The sequence below is a fragment of the Stutzerimonas azotifigens DSM 17556 genome, from assembly GCF_000425625.1.
GTDB classification, from domain to species: Bacteria; Pseudomonadota; Gammaproteobacteria; order Pseudomonadales; family Pseudomonadaceae; genus Stutzerimonas; species Stutzerimonas azotifigens.
In genome coordinates this window covers 88,734-107,246 of record NZ_KE384418.1, presented here as the reverse complement: position 1 = coordinate 107,246, position 18,513 = coordinate 88,734, and the positions used below count along the sequence as shown (strand labels likewise).

16 protein-coding genes are annotated in these 18,513 nt (G+C 67.9%); 11 read left to right on the top strand and 5 right to left on the bottom strand.

Annotation, left to right across the window (positions count from 1 at the left end):
* The first annotated feature begins 267 nt into the window (after nt 1-267).
* The 3 genes from H610_RS0120320 to H610_RS0120310 are packed head-to-tail and all read left to right on the top strand — an operon-like array spanning nt 268 to nt 3,177.
* Entirely contained in the window at nt 268-1,011 is a 744-nt protein-coding gene (locus H610_RS0120320) for a GntR family transcriptional regulator (protein WP_408055009.1), read from the top strand.
* A gap of 4 nt (nt 1,012-1,015) precedes the next feature.
* Nucleotides 1,016-2,437, top strand: a complete 1,422-nt coding sequence (locus tag H610_RS24295; RefSeq protein ID WP_051231893.1) for an amidase — start codon at nt 1,016-1,018, stop codon at nt 2,435-2,437.
* Nucleotides 2,434-3,177 (top strand): aspartate/glutamate racemase family protein, encoded by a 744-nt coding sequence (locus H610_RS0120310; protein ID WP_028241371.1) that lies wholly within the window; start codon nt 2,434-2,436, stop codon nt 3,175-3,177. Before H610_RS24295 ends, H610_RS0120310 begins: the two co-directional genes overlap by 4 nt.
* Before the next feature lie 77 nt (nt 3,178-3,254).
* On the opposite strand, the gene H610_RS0120305 is transcribed toward H610_RS0120310, so the two are convergent.
* Both H610_RS0120305 and H610_RS0120300 read right to left on the bottom strand, forming a co-directional pair.
* Nucleotides 3,255-4,610 (bottom strand): ATP-binding protein, encoded by a 1,356-nt coding sequence (locus H610_RS0120305; RefSeq protein WP_028241370.1) that lies wholly within the window; start codon nt 4,608-4,610, stop codon nt 3,255-3,257.
* The gene (locus tag H610_RS0120300; protein WP_043239168.1) at nt 4,607-5,320 is read right to left on the bottom strand and encodes a response regulator; all 714 of its coding nucleotides are present in this window, start codon (nt 5,318-5,320) and stop codon (nt 4,607-4,609) included. The genes H610_RS0120305 and H610_RS0120300 overlap by 4 nt, the downstream gene beginning before the upstream one ends.
* 167 nt (nt 5,321-5,487) lie before the next feature.
* Between H610_RS0120300 and H610_RS0120295 the strand changes: the two genes are divergently transcribed.
* The 4 genes from H610_RS0120295 to H610_RS0120280 all read left to right on the top strand — a co-directional run bounded on the left by H610_RS0120295 (nt 5,488) and on the right by H610_RS0120280 (nt 9,567).
* On the top strand, nt 5,488-6,267 hold the full coding sequence (locus tag H610_RS0120295) for an MlaA family lipoprotein (RefSeq protein ID WP_028241368.1): 780 nt from the start codon (nt 5,488-5,490) through the stop codon (nt 6,265-6,267).
* Nucleotides 6,254-6,514: a hypothetical protein gene (locus H610_RS0120290; protein WP_028241367.1), complete on the top strand. Its 261-nt coding sequence runs from the start codon at nt 6,254-6,256 to the stop codon at nt 6,512-6,514. The genes H610_RS0120295 and H610_RS0120290 overlap by 14 nt, the downstream gene beginning before the upstream one ends.
* Before the next feature lie 167 nt (nt 6,515-6,681).
* The gene (locus H610_RS0120285; RefSeq protein WP_028241366.1) at nt 6,682-7,707 is read left to right on the top strand and encodes a CNNM domain-containing protein; all 1,026 of its coding nucleotides are present in this window, start codon (nt 6,682-6,684) and stop codon (nt 7,705-7,707) included.
* Nucleotides 7,708-7,938: 231 nt separating this feature from the next.
* A complete protein-coding gene (locus H610_RS0120280) occupies nt 7,939-9,567 on the top strand; it encodes a methyl-accepting chemotaxis protein (RefSeq protein ID WP_028241365.1) in 1,629 nt (542 codons plus the stop codon).
* Nucleotides 9,568-10,102: 535 nt separating this feature from the next.
* Here H610_RS0120280 and H610_RS0120275 read toward each other — a convergent pair.
* The 3 genes from H610_RS0120275 to H610_RS24290 are packed head-to-tail and all read right to left on the bottom strand — an operon-like array spanning nt 10,103 to nt 14,176.
* The gene (locus tag H610_RS0120275) at nt 10,103-11,518 is read right to left on the bottom strand and encodes an FGGY family carbohydrate kinase (RefSeq protein WP_028241364.1); all 1,416 of its coding nucleotides are present in this window, start codon (nt 11,516-11,518) and stop codon (nt 10,103-10,105) included.
* Nucleotides 11,515-12,756, bottom strand: coding sequence for an NAD(P)/FAD-dependent oxidoreductase (locus H610_RS0120270; RefSeq protein ID WP_028241363.1), 1,242 nt, complete (start codon nt 12,754-12,756; stop codon nt 11,515-11,517). The genes H610_RS0120275 and H610_RS0120270 overlap by 4 nt, the downstream gene beginning before the upstream one ends.
* Nucleotides 12,749-14,176 (bottom strand): NAD(P)/FAD-dependent oxidoreductase, encoded by a 1,428-nt coding sequence (locus tag H610_RS24290; RefSeq protein WP_051231891.1) that lies wholly within the window; start codon nt 14,174-14,176, stop codon nt 12,749-12,751. The genes H610_RS0120270 and H610_RS24290 overlap by 8 nt, the downstream gene beginning before the upstream one ends.
* A 333-nt stretch (nt 14,177-14,509) precedes the next feature.
* Between H610_RS24290 and H610_RS0120260 the strand changes: the two genes are divergently transcribed.
* The 4 genes from H610_RS0120260 to H610_RS0120245 all read left to right on the top strand — a co-directional run bounded on the left by H610_RS0120260 (nt 14,510) and on the right by H610_RS0120245 (nt 18,291).
* The gene (locus H610_RS0120260; RefSeq protein WP_028241362.1) at nt 14,510-15,262 is read left to right on the top strand and encodes a DeoR/GlpR family DNA-binding transcription regulator; all 753 of its coding nucleotides are present in this window, start codon (nt 14,510-14,512) and stop codon (nt 15,260-15,262) included.
* Between the two features lie 37 nt (nt 15,263-15,299).
* On the top strand, nt 15,300-15,809 hold the full coding sequence (locus H610_RS0120255; protein WP_028241361.1) for a TRAP transporter small permease subunit: 510 nt from the start codon (nt 15,300-15,302) through the stop codon (nt 15,807-15,809).
* Complete coding sequence (locus H610_RS0120250) at nt 15,809-17,131, top strand: TRAP transporter large permease (protein ID WP_028241360.1); 1,323 nt, start codon at nt 15,809-15,811, stop codon at nt 17,129-17,131. The genes H610_RS0120255 and H610_RS0120250 overlap by 1 nt, the downstream gene beginning before the upstream one ends.
* A 68-nt stretch (nt 17,132-17,199) precedes the next feature.
* Entirely contained in the window at nt 17,200-18,291 is a 1,092-nt protein-coding gene (locus tag H610_RS0120245; RefSeq protein ID WP_028241359.1) for a TRAP transporter substrate-binding protein, read from the top strand.
* Nucleotides 18,292-18,513 lie beyond the last annotated feature (222 nt).

Sequence of the window (18,513 nt, the reverse complement as noted above, 5' to 3'; positions counted from 1 at the left end):
CACTGTTGTGGAAATTTCCGGGCGGAGCTGGCATGGATCAATCGCGACCTGCCGTAGCGCCTGTGCCAAGGGTGCTGCGTTTCATCGAGGCAGCGCCGATTGCGCTGACTGGAGGCGTTCGGCGCGCGCGTCTGAGCCGGAAGCGCCGGTGCCCGTGCACGGTGAAGGTGCGACTTCGCGGAAAATGTTCGTCGCTGGTGCGCATTTGCACAATTGTGGAGTTTTTTGTGACAATCTCCGACGCCAACGTGACAGGGCGAAAAGCAGGTGCAAGGAATCGACGTGTTGACCGCAAAAGAACCTTCACGCCCCCGCCGGGCTCGCAGCACCGGGCAGATATTGGGGACGAACGACAAACTGGACGCCATATACGAGCGGATCCTGACTGCCGTGATGGAGCATCGCCTGATTCCCGGTACCAAGCTGGTCGAGGAGAAACTCGCCGGCGTGTTCCAGGTGAACCGGACGCGCATCCGCGAGGTGCTGTCCCGGTTGGCCCATGAAGGGGTGGTGACCACCATTCCGAACCGCGGCGCCTTTGTTGCCAGCCCATCGGTGGAAGAGGCCCGGCATATCTTCCAGGCGCGCCGAATCATGGAGCCGGCCTTGATTCGCAGCCTGGTGGACAAGGGTGATCCCGAGAACTTCCAGAAGCTGCACGCGCATGTCGCCGAAGAGCGCGCCGCCCGGGAACGCGGTGACAAACGCGCGGTGATCCGGCTGTCCGGTGAGTTCCACCTGCTGATCGCCGAAATGGTCGCCAGCCCGCCGCTGATCAAGCTGATGCGTGAGCTGTCATCCTTGACCTGCCTGATCATCCTGCTCTACGACTCGCCCAACGTCCCGGCCTGCCCGAACCATGAGCACACCGACATCATCGCGGCGATGGAAGAAGGCAATGTCGAGAAAGCCATTGCGCTGATGGTAGGACATCTCGATCACATCGAGGCCACGTTGGACCTTTCGCTGCCCGAGGACACCGAAGTGGACCTCGAAGCGATCTTCGGTTGAGCCGATGAGCACGCCGGCAAGCGCATCGACACTGGCGGCGCGGGTACGCTCCGGCGACACTCGCGCCGTCGCCATTGCTGAGCGCCAACTGGCGCGGATCGCTGCGTTGAATCCATTACTTAACGCACTTGTGCAAGTGGATGCCATAGACGTACGTCGCCAGGCAGCGCTCATCGACACACGCTGCGCCGCGGGTGAAGACCTGCCGCTGGCCGGCGTTCCGGTCACCATCAAGGACAATCTTTGGCTGCAAGGGCAGATCAGCACCTGTGGCTCTCGGCTCTACCGCAACCACCGGGCGGCTCGTGATAGCTGGGCGGTGGCCCGCCTACGGCAGGCGGGCGCCTTGCTGGTCGGCGTGAGCAACTGTTCGGAATTCGCCTGCAAGGGAGTGACCGACAACCGTGTATATGGCGCGACCTGCAATCCCTGGGACCTGACCCGCACGCCTGGCGGCTCGTCCGGTGGCGCCGCCGCAGCGGTGGCCGCCGGATTGGGCATGCTGGCCCTGGCCACCGACGCCGGAGGCTCCTCGCGTCGGCCTGCCGCACACTGCGGTGTCGTGGGCTTCAAACCGAGCGCGGGCCGAATTGCGGATCCCTGGGGCTTTCCCGTCGTCGGGCGCGAGCTGAACGTGATCGCCCAGCTGGGGCGACGCGTCACCGACGTCGCCCTGATGCTCGACGTACTCACAGGCGAGCATTCGGCGGACCGTTTCTCCACGCCCATGCCGACGGTGGCGCACCGCCCACTTGACACCTTGCGCATCGGCTGCAGCCTGGACCTTGGGCTGGGCCATGCCGTCGATGCGGATGTTGCCGCGCTGTTCGAGCAGACACTGAAGCGATTGCAATCAGCCGGCTTGCAGGTACAGCCAGTCACACCAAGCTGGCCACAGGGGTTGTCCCCCGCGCCCCTGCTGGCAGCGCAGCACGCGGAACTCGCCGCGCATTTCGGCGAGGCTTACCGCGCCGATCCGGGCTGCTTCGATCCGGCCATCGCCGAGCAGATCGAAGCGGGCTTCGCGGTGCCCGCGACCCGGATGGTTGAACTGGCCGCGCTGCGGGACGCCATCGTCCGCAACACGGCGACCCTGTTCGAAACGGTGGACCTGCTGTTGTGCCCGACCGTCCCGGTCGAGCCCTGGTCGCTGGATGTGCTGGGGCCTTCGACCATTGGCGGCCAGCCGGCTGGCCCTCGCGGCCATGCGGTCTTCACCCCGCTGTTCAATCAGGCGGGCGTTCCGGCCCTTTCGGTCCCCTGTGGGCTTGGCGCGCAGGGGTTGCCGCTGGGGTTGCAGATCGTAGGGCCACGCTTTCACGACGACGACGTGCTCCGCCTGGGAGCGTTCGTCGAGGACACACTGGCCCTGGAGATGGTGCCCCCCGGCGTTCCCCAGATGGCCGACACGCTGGAGCAGGCATGAAACTGTTGATCATCAATCCGAACATTTCCCAGAGCGTCACCGATCTGATCGAGGCGGAAGCTCGGCGCGTAGCCGCCCCCGACACGGCGATCACGATGGCTACGGCCGCATCTGGCGTGGCCTACATCGAGACGCGCTTCGAAGCCCTGCTAGGCGCGCACGCCGTAGCCACCATCGCCGGTGAGCGGCTTGGAGAATACGATGCCCTGCTCGTCGCGGCCTTCGGCGATCCCGGCCTGTCGGCACTAAAGGAGGCGCTGGACGTACCCGTCGTCGGCATGACCGAGGCGGCCCTGATGACCGCGGCCCAGCTTGGTCAGCGCATCGGCATCATTGCCATCTCGCACCGCATCACCGCTTGGTACCGCGAATGCGTCGACCAGTACGGGCTCTTGTCGCGCCTGGCATGCATTCGCCACCTGAACGATCCCCTGCGCGATCCCGGCACCGTCCAGGTCGACCACGCCGCCCGCCTGCTCGAACTTAGCCAGAAGGCCGTCTCGGAGGACGGCGCGGACGTGCTGATCCTGGCGGGCGCGCCCCTGGCAGGCCTGGCCCGTAGCCTGGCGGATCAATTGCCGGTACCGGTCGTGGACGGAGTATCCTGCGGGGTATGCCAGGCTGAACTGCTCACACGGTTGAAGCCTGGCGTTGCGCGTCAGGGCAGCTTCGCGCGCCCACCGGGCAAGGATCACGCCGGCCTGCCACCGGCAATCGCAGCGCTGTTAGGACATAAATAAGGTCGATGTGGATTGCGGTCCGCTTCCGAGCCGGAACGACGCCCAGGCAGGCAAGCGCAGCGAGTCGGGACCATCCCCTACGCCAACGGCAAGACAACCCTCACCGCCAGCCCGCCCCCTTGCCGGTTGCGCAGTTCCAGCTTGCCGCCGTGCTCGAGCACGATGGCGTGTGCCGCCGACAGGCCGAGGCCGACGCCGCCGGTGCTTTTGTTGCGTGAGCCCTCGACGCGGTAGAACGGCTTGAACACCGCCTGTTGGTGTTCCGGCGCGATGCCTGGGCCGCGGTCCAGCACGCGGATTTCCACGCAGCGCCTTCTGCCGCGCAGTTCGATGCAGGGCTCGCGCCCGTACTTGATGGCGTTCTCCACGAGGTTGATCACCATCCGCTTGATGCCGATGGGGCGGCCGACGTAGACGAAGCGCCGGGGCGCGGCCAGTGTCACGTCCGTGCCCACGTCCTTGAAGTCGTCGACGATGGTGTGCAGCAGCTCGGCCAGGTCGAAGGCGGTCGCCTGCTCGAGCATGGCCTCGTCGCGGAAGAACTCCAGCGCGGAGTTGACCATGGCCTGCATCTCGTCGACGTCCTTGAACAGCTTGGACTGCTGCTCCTCGTCGTCGATGAATTCGCCGCGCAGGCGCATGCGGGTCAGGGGTGCCCGCAGGTCGTGGGAAATGGCCGCCAGCATCTGCGTGCGGTCGTGGATGAAGTGCTGCAGCTGGGCCTGCATGGCGTTGAAGGCGGTGATGGCCTGGCGGATTTCCTGCGGGCCTTCGACCGGGATCGGCGGCGCCCTGAAGTCGACGCCGAAGCGCCGGGCGCCCTGAGCGAAGCGCTCCAGCGGCCCGGCCAGGTGCCGGGTCGCGACCAGCGCGACGGCGATGGTCGAGAGCACGACCAGCGTGAGGACGATCAGGTTGCGCGGCACCGCATCCAGGCCCCAGCTGCGGCTAGGCACCGAGAAGGCGGCCCAGGAGCCGTCGCTCAGTTCGATCAGCAGGGCATAGCGCTTGCCCGCCTGGTGCCGCGGCCAGTCGCTCGGTTCGTACGCCTCGATCTTCGCATCCGGCCGCTGCAGCAGGCGCCGCAGGTGAGCCGAGCCGACCTTGAAGCCGGGCTCGTCGAGAGGAGGCACCCGGGCCTCGTCGTGCTGCTGCATCCATTCGACATTGAACGAGGCGTCGCTGGCCGCGTCGGCGATCGCGGGCCGCTGCCCGGGCGCCACCGACTCGATGACCCGCGCGACGGTAGCGAGCCGCTCCATCAGGCCGCTTTCCATCAGTGGCGGCCGTGCCCAGACGCCGGCTAGCAGGGTGAACAGCCCGTTCAGCAAGAGCGCGGTGAGCATCGCCGCCAGGGTGGTCAGCGCGATCCACCGGGCCACGGTGTCGCGCGGGATGCGCACGCTCGCCTGGAGCCGGCGCGCCAGGCTCATTGCCTGACCATCACGCTGGGGGTGAAGAGGTATCCGCTGTTGCGCACGGTGCGGATCATCGGCACGCGGGTCGGGTCGGTGTCGAGCTTGCGGCGCAGGCGGCTGACCTGGACGTCGATGCTGCGATCGAAGGCGTCGTAGGCCTCGCCCCGCGTCAGGTCGAGCAGTTGCTGGCGGGTCAGCACCCGGCGCGGGTGCTCGGCGAACACCAGCAGCAGCTCGAATTCCCCGGCGGAGAGCGGGATCATGACCTTCTCCGGCGAGCGCAATTCGCGCCGCGTGACATCCAGCTGCCAGTCGGCGAACTCCAGGATCGGCCGCGGCCTCTCGTTCAGGACACGCCTGGCCTCTCCCGTGCGCCGCAGCACCGCGCGCACCCGGGCGAGCAGCTCCCGCGCATCGAAGGGCTTGGTCAGGTAGTCGTCGGCGCCCACTTCCAGCCCCACCACACGATCGCTGAGCTCGCTCATCGCCGTCAGCATGATGATCGCCACGGCGTGTTCGGCGCGCAGCCGCTGGCAGAGCACCAAGCCGCTCTCCCCGGGCAGCATGACGTCCAGGATGATGAGGTCCGGCAGCTGGCGCTCGACGGCCTGCCACAGCGTGGGCCCGTCCGTTGCCACGTCCACGCAATAACCGTGTTGCTCGAGGAATCGCTTCAGCAGCGCGAGCACTTCGAGGTCATCATCAACCAGCAATAAACGGATCACGGAAGTGGCTACCGGAAGGAAATCGGGAGCGACTATCTAAGACCATCCGGCGCGCGCCGTCATATATTTCAATCGGGCAATAAAGCGACCGCCGGGCAATACACCGGACATGTTGGGGCAAAAAAGCGCGGGCAGGATCACGGCCAGTTCTTGCCAGGTAGCCCGCCATGCCAATCGTCCATTCCGCGTCATCCATTCCTCGTCCTGCGGCCATCGCCCTGTTCGCCGTACTCGCCAGCGGCTGTGCCAGTACACCGCCCACGCTGCCGGCCGGCTGCGAGGACCTTCCCTACACGGTCAGCGACCCTGCCGAGCCGGTCAACCGCGGCATCTTCGCCTTCAACCGGACGCTGGACGATTACGTACTGAGCCCGGTCGCGCGTGGATATCGCCATCTTCCGCAGTTCGTCCAGAGCGGCGTGCACAACTTCGTGGCCAACTTCGGCGAGCCCAAGGTGTTCATCAACGACCTGCTGCAAGGCAACCCCAGGCGCTCGCTGACGACGGCCGGGCGCTTCCTGACCAACACCACGCTGGGCGTGGTGGGCCTGATCGACGTGTCGGGCCGCTTCGGGATGGAGCGCCACAAGGCCGACTTCGGCCAGACCTTCGGCGTCTGGAACATCGCCAGCGGTCCGACCGTCGAGCTGCCGCTGTTCGGCACCTCCAGCCTGCGTGACGCGACGGGCCGGGTGCTGGGCTTCGCCGTCGACCCCTTCGGCGGCAACAGCGACACCCTCGACACCCTGGGCACCGTCAATACCGTCTGCGGCGTCGTCGATGGCCGCGCCGAGACCCTGCCGATGACCGACACCCTGCGCCAGGAGCCGGACTACTACGCGGCGCTGCGCGACACGGTGGCGGAGCGCCGCGCCCAGTTCGTGGTGGAAGGCAAGATGGGCAAGGCCCTGGATTGCGAATACGGAGGGGACGATGCGAATCGCTGACGACAAGCTGCTGTTGCACCACCGGCTGAGGGCGCTCGACGACGCGACGCTGCATTGCCGGGAGATCGAGTTGCGGCTCTCCGCCGACCACCGCCAGCTGATACTCAGCCGCTATGTCGAGCTGTACGGCGACGATCGCTGTCTCTGGGGTGCGGTGAATCATCACCAGGTGTCGCTGACGAGCATGATCCGCTGGATGATCAGGCACGGAAAACAGCACCCGCCCCTGGGCTCCCCGCTCGTCTGATACCTCGCCTGCCCTGGCGGAGCCTTCTCGCCGCCGCGGTCTAGACTCCAGCGAACGGCGGCGTCCAGCGGAGGAAATGAAATGTTGCAGCGTCCCACCCGGCTTCGCGCCGTCGGCGCGGGGCCTTGCTGTACAGTGACGGTCCCGTAGCGACGATCCCCTGGCTCATGACCCTTCTGATAGCGTTCGCTGTCTTGTCCATCCTCGTTTCATTCCTGTGCTCCATTCTCGAAGCCGCACTCCTCTCCCTGACGCCCAGCTACATCGCCCACCAGAAGGAAGCCAGGCCCAAGCTCTACAAGCGCCTGAAAGCGCTGAAGGACAAGGTCGACCAGCCGCTGGCGGCCATCCTGACGCTCAATACCGTTGCCCACACCGTGGGCGCGACGGGCGTCGGCGCCCAGGTCACGGTCGTCTTCGGCAGCGGCTATCTCGGCATCGCGTCCGCGGTGATGACGATCCTGATCCTGGTCCTCTCGGAAATCCTTCCGAAGACCATCGGCGCCCGCTACTGGCCGGTGCTCGCCCCCTACCTGCCGCCGTTCCTGAACGCGATGATCTGGCTGCTCAAGCCCTTCATCCTGCTTTCCGACATGATCATGCGGCTGTTCGGCGGCAAGGAGCCGGAGCCGGACATCCGCCAGGAAATCAAGGCGCTCACCGTGCTGGGCCGCGAGCTGGACACCCTCGACGAGGACGAGCAGCGCGTCATCAGGAACATTCTCGACCTTCATGAAATCCGGGTCCGGGAGATCATGACGCCGCGCACCGTGTGCCATTTCGCCTCGCCGGACGAGAGCATCGGCGCCTTCAAGGCGAAGGTCGGCGACAGCCAGTTCTCCCGCTACCCGGTCATAGGCCCCGACGAAAGCCCGCTGGGCGTGATCTTCCGCTACGACGCGCTGGCCGCCAGCGAGGACGACGCCCCGGTGACCTCGATCATGAAGCCCATCAAGGTGGTGCCCGAAACCACCAGCGTCGAAGGCCTGATGACGCAGCTGCTGCACGAGCGCCAGCACATGAGCCTCGTCTATGACGAGTTCGGCGGCTGGCGCGGGCTGGCGACCCTCGAGGACATCATGGAGACCATCATCGGCAAGCCGATCATGGACGAGACCGACGACATTCCCAACATGAGGCGCTTCGCCAAGCGGCGCTGGGAGCACCGGATCAAGGCCTCCCGGGAGCGCTGACACCGGCATCGCAGGCAGAGCCTGCACCCGGGGTTGCGGGATTTCGACCGAGCCAGCCAGCCCAGTGTCCACTCTGCGCATTAACGAGCATTAAACGGTCCCTTCCAAAAATACAAACACCGTTTACGGGCCACCTCCTTAATGAAACGTCGTCCCACGTCGATATAAAGGACAAATCCCAGGACGGCGTTCGCCTTTGGGCTGCAGAAGAACGGATGATGGAGACTCCAGATGTTGTTAAGACGCCTGAAAGTAGGCCCTCGAGCGGTGCTCGGGTTTTCTACCGTGGCTTTGCTCGTGGTCGTGCTCGGGTTGTTCGCGCAGAGCCAGATGAAGGGCATTCGCGGCGCCACGGTCGAGGTGATGGAAAACACCCTGCCCAGCTTCGTTTCGCTGGGCGCGATCAGCGACCGGATGCTGCGCCTGCGGATCATTTCGTTCCGCATCCTGGTGGATCGTGAAGAAGCCCAGCTGCGCAGCACCATCGCCCGCGGCGATGAGCTGGTGCAGGAACTGAGCACGGCGGTGGACGGCTACTCGAAAGTGATCGCCAGCGACGCCGAACGGAACCAGTTCAATCAGTTCAAGCAGGCCCTGTCCGCCTACGTCGGCATCCACAAGCGCCTGGTCGAGCTGTCCAACGCCGGCGACATCGAGGGCGTGCGCACGCTGCTCGGCGGGGATTACAACAAGCTGTCGATCCAGCTCGGCGCGCAGCTCGCCGAACTGGTGAAGATCAACAACGCCGCCGCCGAGGTGGTCGCCACCCAGTCGCAGGCGCAGTACGACCGCGCCAACCTGGGCGTGATGATCTCCATCGTGCTGGCCGTCGGGCTGACCGTCGTGCTCGCCATGCTGTTCACCCGCAGCATCGTCGCGCCGCTCGGCGAAGCGGTGGAGGCGGCCGAAGCGATCGCCAACGGCGACCTGTCCCATACCGTCCGCGTCAGCGGCAACGACGAGCCGGGGCGCCTGCTCGGCGCGCTGCAGCGGATGCAGCAGAGCCTCAGGGGCACCCTGCAGAGCATCGTCGACTCCTCGACCCGGCTCGCCTCCGCCGCCGAAGAGCTCAACGCGGTGACCGAGAACTCCAGCCGCATGCTGCAGCAGCAGAACCACGAGATCGAGCAGGCCGCCACCGCGGTGAACGAGATGACCGCGGCCGTCGACGAGGTGGCCAGCAATGCCACCGCCACCTCGGAAGCCTCGCGCGCGGCCGACCAGACCGCCGGGCGCGGGCGCCAGCAGGTGGAGGAGACCATCGCTTCGATCGGTCACGTGGCGGAGAACGCCGGCAGCACCGTCGAACAGGTCACCCAGCTGGCCGACAGCGTGCGCAACATCAGCACCGTGCTCGACGTGATCCGCTCCATCGCCGAGCAGACCAACCTGCTGGCGCTGAACGCCGCCATCGAGGCGGCCCGCGCCGGGGACGCCGGCCGCGGCTTTGCGGTAGTGGCCGACGAGGTCCGCGCGCTGGCGCACCGGACGCAGCAGTCGACCCACGAGATCGAACAGATGATCGCCAGCACCCAGCAGGGCGCCGAGCAGGCGATGTCCGCCATGCAGACCGGCAACCAGCAGGCGCAGGAGACGCTGCACATCGCCCACGCGGCAGGCGAGGCCCTGCAGCAGATCACCGCGGCCTTCAGCCAGATCACCGAGCGCAACCTGGTCATCGCCAGCGCCTCGGAAGAACAGGCGCAGGTGGCCCGCGAGGTCGATCGCAACCTGGTGAACATCCGCGATCTCGCGCTGCAGACCTCCGCCGGTGCGCACCAGACCAACGCGGCCAGCCAGGAACTGGCGCGGCTGGCGGTCGACCTGAACGGGCTGGTCACGCGGTTCAAGCTGGCCTGAGGCGGCTGGACGCGATAAACAAAAAGGGGCCGCAAGGCCCCTTTTCATTACTGCCGCCCTGCTCCTCGCGGGCGCGCCCTCATCCGGCCCTGCGGGCCACCTTCTCCCGCGGGGAGAAGGGAAAAGCCGCTGCCCGTCGCTGCGACGCACACCTGTAGGAGCAGGCTCTGCCTGCGATCACGCCGTCACGACGCCGGGCCTTGTGGGAGGCGCGCCCTCGCGGCGACGAAGCTGGCCCTCGCCATTTCCCCTCCTCCGGCCGTGCGGGCCACCTTCTCCCGCGGGGAGAAGGGAAAAGCCGCTGCCCGTGGCTGCGACGCACACCTGTAGGAGCAGGCTCTGCCTGCGACCACGCCGGCACGACGCAGGGCCTTATGGGCGGCGCGCCCTCGCGGCGACGAAGCTGGCCCTCGCACAGCACCCTCATCCGGCCCTGCGGGCCGCCTTCTCCCGCAGGGAGAAGGGAAAAGCGCGCCTTCGAGCCGCAGCCGCAGTCGCAGTCGCAGTCGCAGTCGCAGTCAGAAGAATGCCTTGTTCATTCTCCGGACCGGCATGCCGACAGCGCCCTGGCGAAGCGCTCCCGATACCGCGCCCCACCCGTCTCCGGCATGAAGCGCCGCGGCGTCAGCGCGGGCATCGGCGCCGCGCCCAGCGCCTCGAAGGCAAGCATCGCCAGCCCGCGCGAGGTGAGTTCCGGGTCGGGCGAGACCAGCACCGGGCGCTCGAGTACGGTGGCGAGGAACTGGCAGAAGTACGGGCTGCGGGTCAGGCCGCCGTCGACCGAGACCGGCCCGGCGAGCGGCACCCGATGCTCGATGGCGGCCAGCACCTCGGCCGCGCGCAGGGCAATGCCTTCGAGGATCGACTGCAGCAGGTCGGCCTGGCCGTGCTCCAGCGACAGGCCCTGCCACAGGCCGCGCGCCTGGCGGTCCCAGTGCGGGCAGGCCAGCCCGCTGAGCGCCGGGACGAACAGCAGCCCGCGCTCGACGGCCGGGGGTGCATCGAACCGTTCGAGGGCGCGGTAGTCGTCGAACAGGCCGAGCCGGCGCGCCCAGTCGACGGCGGCGCTGGCGCAGTACACGCCGCCTTCGAGCGCGAACACGGTGGGTTCGCCGGCCTTGCGCCAGGCCACGGTCGGCAGGGGGCCATGACCGGCCGCCGGCGGCTGCGGGCCGGCCACGGTGAGGGCGAAGGCACCGGTGCCGAAGGTGATCTTGCTGTCGCCCGGTGCGCGGCAGCCGTGCCCGTAGAGTGCGGCCTGCTGGTCGACCAGACTGACGCTCAGGCTCAGCTGGCGGCCGTCGACCGGCAGCGCCCCGAAGTCGCCGACGCTATCGACGATGCCTGGCAAGGCCTCGAGCGGCACGCCGTACAGCGCGCAGAGATCGGCATCCCAGGCGCCGCTGCGCAGGTCGAGCAGCCCGGTGCGCGCCGCGGTGGTGACGTCGGTGACGAAGCGCCCGCACAGCCGGTCGAGGAAGAAGGCGTCGCTGGTGCCGAGGCGCAGCCGCCCGGCGCGGTGCAGTGCACGTGCCTCGGGGACCTGCTCGAGAATCCAGCCGAGCTTGGAGGCGGAGAAATACGGGTCCAGCGGCAATCCGCAGCGCTCCAGCGACAGGGCCTCCACGCCCTGCCGGCGCAGCGCCTCGGTGCGTTCGCGGGTGCGGTCGTCCTGCCAGACGATCAGCCGGGTGAGCGGCCGGCCGTCCAGCGCGTCCCAGGCCAGGCAGCTTTCGCCCTGGTTGGCCAGCGCGAGCGCATCGACGTCCGGCGTCCGGGCCAGGCACTGGCCGATGGCCGCCAGCAGTTCCTCCGGGTCCTGCTCGACCCAGCCGGGCTGCGGATGCCAGACCTGCTGCTCGTGGCTGTGCACGAGGCTGCGCGCGCCGTCGGTGGTGTACACGAAGCCGCGCGTGCTGGTGGTGCCTTGATCGATCGCCAGCACCTTCATCGCTCGGGCTCCAGGCGGATGGCCACCTGCGCGCCGGGCGGCAGCGCGCTCAGCGGCGCGATGGGAATGAGCACGCGGCGCTCGGGCAGCGCGTTCAGGCGCCCCTGCCACAGGCAGCGGTCCTCGTGCATGACCCGCAGGCGCCCTTTCAGCGGCGTCGCCACGCGCAGTTGCAGATGCTCCAGCGCGCCGGCCAGGCCGCCTTCGGCCACCGGCTCGATGCGTTGCGGCAGCACGTAGCGCAGGGCCGGGTCGAGCTGCAGGTTCATCGCCGAGCCGATCGGCAGCGTCTCGTGCAGGTCGCGCGCCAGGGCGGCGGCGACCCGGCGCCCCTCGCTCCAGCACCAGCCGGCGGTTTCCACCGGGCGCAGCAGGTTGCCGGCGGCGAAGTAGTCGGGGTCCGAGCAGCGCCCGAACTGGTCGACCCGCGGCCCGCCGGTGCCGGGGTCGAGCAGCAGGTGGCTGTCGCGCAGCAGGCTGGCCTCGGGCTGGAAGCGCCCGGAGACGATCACCCCGTCGGTTTCCAGATGCCGCGGCCCGTCGGGCGTGAGCAGGTCGATGCCGGTCACCTGCTCGCGACCGTGGATGGCCACCACCCGCGTGGAGAACAGCGTCTCCACGCCCAGCGCCCGCGGCAGCAGATTGGCCGCCTGCCAGGCGGTCGGCCGGGCGCCCTCCTCGATCATCGCCCGCGGGCGGATGCCGGCACCGCGGCAGGTGAGCAGGGCCGAATAGGAGACCAGCTCGGTGCCGAGCACGACCGGTCGCCGGAACGGCCGGCGCCCGGCCAGGTAGACCATGCCCTGCAGGGCGCCGGTGGTGATTACCCCGCCCGGCTTGGTGCCGCCGATCAGGCGCGCCGAGCGCGGCGTTTCGCGCACGCCGGTGGCGAGCAGGATGCGCCGCGCGTCCAGCCGTTGCACGCCGGCATCGGTCGAGACCAGCAGGCTAGGCCCCGCCTCCAGCGCCATCACCGAGGCCCCGGTGATGATCCGCACGCCCGCTTCCAGCGCCTGGAAGACCAGTCGCTGCGCCAGCTGCGGGCCCTTGAGCAGGCGCCGGAATTCGCGCATGCCGAACGGATAGTGGCCGCAGTGCCGCGGCACGCCGCCGGCCTCGGCGTCGCGCTCGAGTACCACCACGTCGCGCACGCCCTGTTCGCGCAGGGCGGTGGCCGCGGCCAACCCGGCGGGTCCGCCGCCGACGACGGCGACGTCCCAGTAACCCAGCTCAGGCATGTCCGTGCCCTCCCGGCAGACGTTCGCCGAGCGGCGGGTCCAGCCGCCCCTCGGTCAGTTCGGCCAGCGCCGCGCTGCAGTAATAGCCTTGGCAGCGGCCCATGGTGACCCGCGTGCGCCGCTTGAGGCCGGCCAGTGTGTGTGCCGCCAGCGGCCCGCCGAGGGCGGCCTCGATCTCGCCGCGGGTGACCCGTTCGCAATGACAGACGATGCCGCCGTTGCCCGGCGCCTGCCAGGCGCGCGGGGCGCATTCGCTGATGTTCGGCATGCGCGGCAGCACCGGCTCGGCGAGCCCGCCGTGCCAGGCGCCGAGCTCGCGCTCGTAGAGCGCATAGACATAGCGCGCCGTGCCGAGCGCGGAACTGAGCCCGGTGGAGCGGATGCCGCCGACGGCGATGTAGTGGCGCAGCGGATGCGCGGTGATGCGGTAGTCCTTGCGCTCGGTGGCCGGGCGCAGGCCGGCATAGAGCGCGGTGACCGGGTGCCCGGCCAGCGCCGGGAGGATCGCCTCGCCGCGCGCGCGCAGTTGTTCGAGCTTGTCCTGCTCGAGCAATGCCGCGTCGCGGTCGTCCTGCTCCTCGGCGGTCGGCCCGACCAGCAGGTTGCCGTACACCGTACGGCACACCACCACGCCCTTGGTGATCGGCGTCGGCACCGGCAGCACGATGTGCTGCAGCAGGCGCCCGGCGCTCTTGTCGTAGACGATGAACTGCCCCTTGCGCGGATGCAGGCGGAAGCTGGCGCCGCCGAGCAGCATTTCCTCGACCCGGTCGCCGTACAGCCCGGCGCAGTTGATCACGGTGCGTGCCACCACCTCGCCACGGCTGGTGCGCAGCTGCCAGCGGTCACCCTCGAACCGCGCCTCCTGCAGCGCGCAGCCAAGGCGCAGCTCGGCGCCGTTGAGCAGCGCCTGCAACAGATAGGCATGCGGCGCCGACCAGGGGTCGATCAGGCTTTCGCCCGGCACCCGGAAGCCGCCGACCACCCCCTCGGCCAGGTTCGGCTCGCGCTGCAGCACCTGCGCCCGGTCCAGCCGCTCCAGGTCGTCGATGCCGTTGCGCCGGGCCTGCGCCATCAGGCCGGCCAGCTCGGCTTCCTGCTCTTCGCTCCAGGCCAGCACCAGCGCGCCGCAGGGGTCGAGCGGCAGGTTGAGCGCCTCGTGGATCTGACGGTATTCGGCATAGCCCTGGCGCACGCAGGTGAGCTCGAGCGAGTTTTCCGGCGCGTCGAAGCCGGTGTGCAGGATGGCGCTGTTGCCCTTGGAGGCGCCGTCGAGCACGTCCGTGGCCTTCTCCAGCACGACCACCCGGGCGCCCTCGAGGGTGAAACGGCGCGCCATGGCGCAGCCGATCACGCCGGCGCCGATGATGGCGACGTCGAACCGGGCGTCGCCGTGCCCCTGATCCAGCCCGATTTCCATTCGAGTCTCCCTGTGACCTCGGCCGTTTTGGCGATGGCAATGTCGATATGGTCGCCCGAACAGTCACTTATTGACCCTGCCCGTGGCAAGCACCTGCCCGAAAACAGAGCAAGAACTGGACCCATCCTTGCATTGCTCTATGCTGCAAACACCCCGGCATATCGCCACCTCGAGGCTATGCTGGGTGGATCGGCCTTGATAGACAACGCTTTTTCCGGATTTGCCCGAATGGGCAGAGCGCCAGTATAAACGACCGAACGGTCAACCGATTGGCCGTCCACCGCACCATAAAGGCGCGCACGTGCTTCAACGAAGGGCGCAAAAGGAGAGGACGTGACACCACGCGAGCGCAGGATTCGCATCCACAGTTTCATCGAACAGCGCGGCCAGGCCTCGGTCGAGGAGCTCATGCAGACCTTCGGCGTGTCGGCCGAGACCGTCCGCCGCGACCTCGCGCTGCTCGCCGAGGATGGCGCGGTGCTGAAGGTGCACGGCGGCGCGCGCAAGCGCCGGCCGGACCGCGAGGGCAGCTTCCAGCAGCGCATGACCGAGGGCCGCGAGGCCAAGGCGCGCATCGCCGAGCGCCTGGCCGGGGTGGTCAAGCCCGGCGACACGCTGTTCGTCGACACCGGCTCCACCACCCTCGCCGCCGCCGCGGTGCTGGCGCGCATCGGCGGGTTGACGGTGATCACCAACTCCTGCCGCATCGCCAGCGAGATCGGCGAGCAGGCCGACGTCTACCTGCTCGGCGGCCTGTTCCGCCAGGACAACCTGCAGACGGTCGGCCCGCAGGCCATCGAGCAGGTCGGCCGGTTTCGCGCCGACTACGCGCTGCTGACCGTCGGCGGGCTGGACGCCGAGGCCGGCATCACCGATTTCAACCCGCAGGAGGCGGAAGTGGCACACGCCATGCTGGCACATGCGCGCCAGCTGATCGTGGTTGCCGACGCCTCCAAGCTTGGCCGCCAGGCGCCCTTCCGCGTCTGCGACCTTGAACGCATCGACCTGCTGATCACCGACACGGTGCCGCCGACGGCCCTCAAGGTCGCCCTGGGGCGCGCCGGCGCCACGGTGATCTCGGCATGAACACGACCGCCAAACGCCACGCATTCGAGGGAGCGAAATGGGCAACCTGATACGACTTTACGTTCACCAGATGGACCAGATCTCGCGCTGGGTCGGGCTGGTGGCGATGAACCTGGTGTTCGTGCTGATCGGCGTGCTGCTGCTCAGCGCCATCGCCCGCAACCTGATCGACATCCCGCTGCACTGGTGCATCGAGTTCGCCCAGTTCACCCTCGCCGCCTACTACTTCGCCGGCGGCGCCTACTCGCTGAACAACGACAGCCACGTGCGCATGGACCTGATCTATTCGCACCTGAGCGACAAGGCCAAGGCGCGCCTGGACGTGCTCACCGACCTGTGCCTGATGTTCTTCCTGACCGTGCTGCTGATCGGCTCGATCTCCAGCACGCGCTACGCCATCGAGACCAACCAGCGCAATTTCTCGATCTGGAACCCGTCGATGGTGCCGATCAAGGTGATCATGGTCTGCGCCATCGTCCTGATGCTCATGCAGGCGCTCTCGATCTTCTTCAAGGATGTCGCCAAGGCGCGAGGAGCGCACCTCTGATGAGCTACGAAATGATCGCCCTGCTGCTGTTCGCGACCATGATGCTGATGCTGCTCACGGGGCAGCGCGTGTTCGCCGCCATCGGCTTCGTCGCCGCCGGCGCGGCCCTGCTGCTGTACGGCCAGGGCGCGGTGGAAATGCCCTTCAACGCCGCCTTCAAGCTGTTCTCCTGGTACCCGATGCTGACCCTGCCCCTGTTCATCTACATGGGCTACATCCTCGCCGACTCGGGCATCGCCGAGGACCTCTACCGCATGTTCCACGTCTGGTTCGGCCGCGTGCGCGGCGGGCTGGCGATCGGCACCCTGCTGCTGATGGTGATCATCTCGGCGATGAACGGCCTGAGCGTGGCCGGCATGGCCATCGGCGCCACCATCGCGCTGCCGGAGATGCTGCGCCGCGGCTACGACAAGAAGCTCATCTCCGGCATCGTCCAGGGCGGCAGCAGCCTCGGCATCCTCATCCCGCCGAGCGTGGTGATGGTGCTCTACGGCATGATCGCGCGGCAGCCGGTCAGCCAGCTGTGGCTCGCCGGGGTGATCCCGGGCCTGCTCATGGCCTCGCTGTTCCTGATTTACGTGGTGGTGCGCTGCCGCCTGCAGCCGCACCTGGCGCCGCTGGTCTCGGAGCAAGAGCTGAACATGCCGCGCGCCGAGAAGCTCAAGCTGCTGCGCGCCGGCGTCATCCCCTTCCTGATCTTCTTCTTCATGACCGGGCTGTTCGTCATGGGCATCACCAGCCTGGTGGAGAGCTCGGCGGTCGGCGCCACCGCCGCGACCCTCGCCGCCTGGTGGAAGCGTCGGCTGAGCTGGGCGATCCTGCAGGAGGCCGCGCGCAAGACCCTGGGCATCTCCTGCATGTTCCTGTGGATCATCCTCGCGGCGCTGGCCTTCGGCTCGATCTTCGACGGCCTGGGCGCCTCGCGCGCGCTGCAGGGGCTGTTCCTCAACGACTGGGGCCTGTCGCCCTGGGAAATCCTGATCCTGATGCAGCTGTCGTTCATCGTGCTCGGGATGTTCCTCGACGACACCGCCATGCTGGTGATCGTCGCTCCGCTGTACATCCCCATGGTCAAGGCGCTGGGCTTCGACGCGATCTGGTATGGCGTGCTCTACACCATCACCTGCCAGATCGCCTACATCACCCCGCCCTTCGGCTACAACCTGTTCCTCATGCGCGCCATGGCGCCCAAGGAAATCACCCTGCTGGACATCTATAAATCGATCTCGCCGATCGTGGTGATCATGGTCTTCACCCTGGTGATGATCATGGTCTTCCCGCAATTGGCCCTCTGGCTGCCCCACGCGGTATCCGGCCGTTGAACTGCCTCGCTCGACGCGGGGCGTCGAGCGCTTCCAATCGTCCACGCTCATACAAGAAGGAACGCACCATGACCGATGAAACGAAGAAGACCGCGGGCACCGAAGACGCCAGCCACAGCCGCCGCAGCTTCCTGCGCCAGGCCGCGGCCGGCGGCGCGGCCGTCGCCGCCAGCGCGATCGGCGCACCCTACATCAACGCCCAGAGCGGGCCGATCCGCTGGCGCCTGCAGACCTACTCCGGCGCCCCGCTGGGCGCCCACGTGATCAAGCCGCAGATCGAGGCCTTCAACAAGGCCGCCAACGGCGAGATGGTCATCGACCTCTACTACGCCGACCAGCTGGTACCCACCGCCGAGCTGTTCCGCGCGCTGCAGAACGGCACCATCGACGCGGTGCAGTCGGACGACGCGACCATGGCCTCGCCGGTGGACATCTCGGTGTTCGGCGGCTACTTCCCCTTCTCCACCCGCTACAGCCTCGACCTGCCGGTGCTGTTCCAGCAGTACGGCCTGAACGAGATCTGGGCCGAGGCCTATGGCGAGGTGAAGGGCGTCGAATGGCTCAGCGCCGGCGCCTGGGATCCGCTGCACATCTTCACCAAGGAGCCGATCCGCTCGCTGGCCGACATGAAGGGCAAGCGCGTGTTCGGCGTGCCCACCGCCGGCAAGTTCCTCTCCCGCTACGGCCTGATTCCGGTCACCGTGCCGTGGGACGACGTCGAGGTGGCGCTGCAGACCGGCGAGCTGGACGGCGTGGCCTGGTGCGGCTTCACCGAGGCCTACGAGGTGGGCTGGGCGGACATCTGCAAGTACGCCCTGTCGAACAACGTCACCGGCGCCTGGTGCGGCTCGTATTTCGTCAACAGCGAGAGCTGGTCGAAGGTCCCCGAGCACCTCAAGCAGCTCTATTTCTCCACCATCGACCAGTCGCACTACTACCGGCAGGTCTGGTACTGGGGCGGCGAGGCCAAGCTGCGTGTGGAAGGCAAGAAGATGGAGCTGACCACCATCCCGCAGGAGGAATGGAACCAGGTGGTCAAGGACGCCGAGGGCTTCTGGGACGAGATCGCCGCCACCAGCCCGCGTTGCGCCAAGGTCGTCGAGATCTTCAAGCAGTACACCGCCGTGATGGAAAAGGCCGGCGTGCCCTACCGCTACTGACGGGCGCGTCAGCGTGAGGTCTCGATCGCGAAGGGATCACCGCCCTGTCGCGGTCCGGTAGAGGGTTGGGGGGCGAGGGCTTGGTACTCTCCTCCCTCATCCGGCCCTGCGGGCCACCTTCTCCCGCCGGGAGAAGGGAAAAGCGCGACCCGCTGCCTGTAGCTGCGACGCACACCCGTAGGAGCAGGCTCTGCCTGCGACCGCGCCGGCACGGTGCCGGGC

Coding starts and splice junctions, on each gene's coding strand:
- H610_RS24295 (WP_051231893.1), top strand. CDS start 1,016: ATGAGCACGCCGGCAAGCGCATCGACACTGGCGGCGCGGGTACGCTCC.
- H610_RS0120310 (WP_028241371.1), top strand. CDS start 2,434: ATGAAACTGTTGATCATCAATCCGAACATTTCCCAGAGCGTCACCGAT.
- H610_RS0120305 (WP_028241370.1), bottom strand. CDS start 4,610: ATGAGCCTGGCGCGCCGGCTCCAGGCGAGCGTGCGCATCCCGCGCGAC.
- H610_RS0120295 (WP_028241368.1), top strand. CDS start 5,488: ATGCCAATCGTCCATTCCGCGTCATCCATTCCTCGTCCTGCGGCCATC.
- H610_RS0120290 (WP_028241367.1), top strand. CDS start 6,254: ATGCGAATCGCTGACGACAAGCTGCTGTTGCACCACCGGCTGAGGGCG.
- H610_RS0120285 (WP_028241366.1), top strand. CDS start 6,682: ATGACCCTTCTGATAGCGTTCGCTGTCTTGTCCATCCTCGTTTCATTC.
- H610_RS0120280 (WP_028241365.1), top strand. CDS start 7,939: ATGTTGTTAAGACGCCTGAAAGTAGGCCCTCGAGCGGTGCTCGGGTTT.
- H610_RS0120275 (WP_028241364.1), bottom strand. CDS start 11,518: ATGAAGGTGCTGGCGATCGATCAAGGCACCACCAGCACGCGCGGCTTC.
- H610_RS0120270 (WP_028241363.1), bottom strand. CDS start 12,756: ATGCCTGAGCTGGGTTACTGGGACGTCGCCGTCGTCGGCGGCGGACCC.
- H610_RS24290 (WP_051231891.1), bottom strand. CDS start 14,176: ATGGAAATCGGGCTGGATCAGGGGCACGGCGACGCCCGGTTCGACGTC.
- H610_RS0120255 (WP_028241361.1), top strand. CDS start 15,300: ATGGGCAACCTGATACGACTTTACGTTCACCAGATGGACCAGATCTCG.
- H610_RS0120250 (WP_028241360.1), top strand. CDS start 15,809: ATGAGCTACGAAATGATCGCCCTGCTGCTGTTCGCGACCATGATGCTG.
- H610_RS0120245 (WP_028241359.1), top strand. CDS start 17,200: ATGACCGATGAAACGAAGAAGACCGCGGGCACCGAAGACGCCAGCCAC.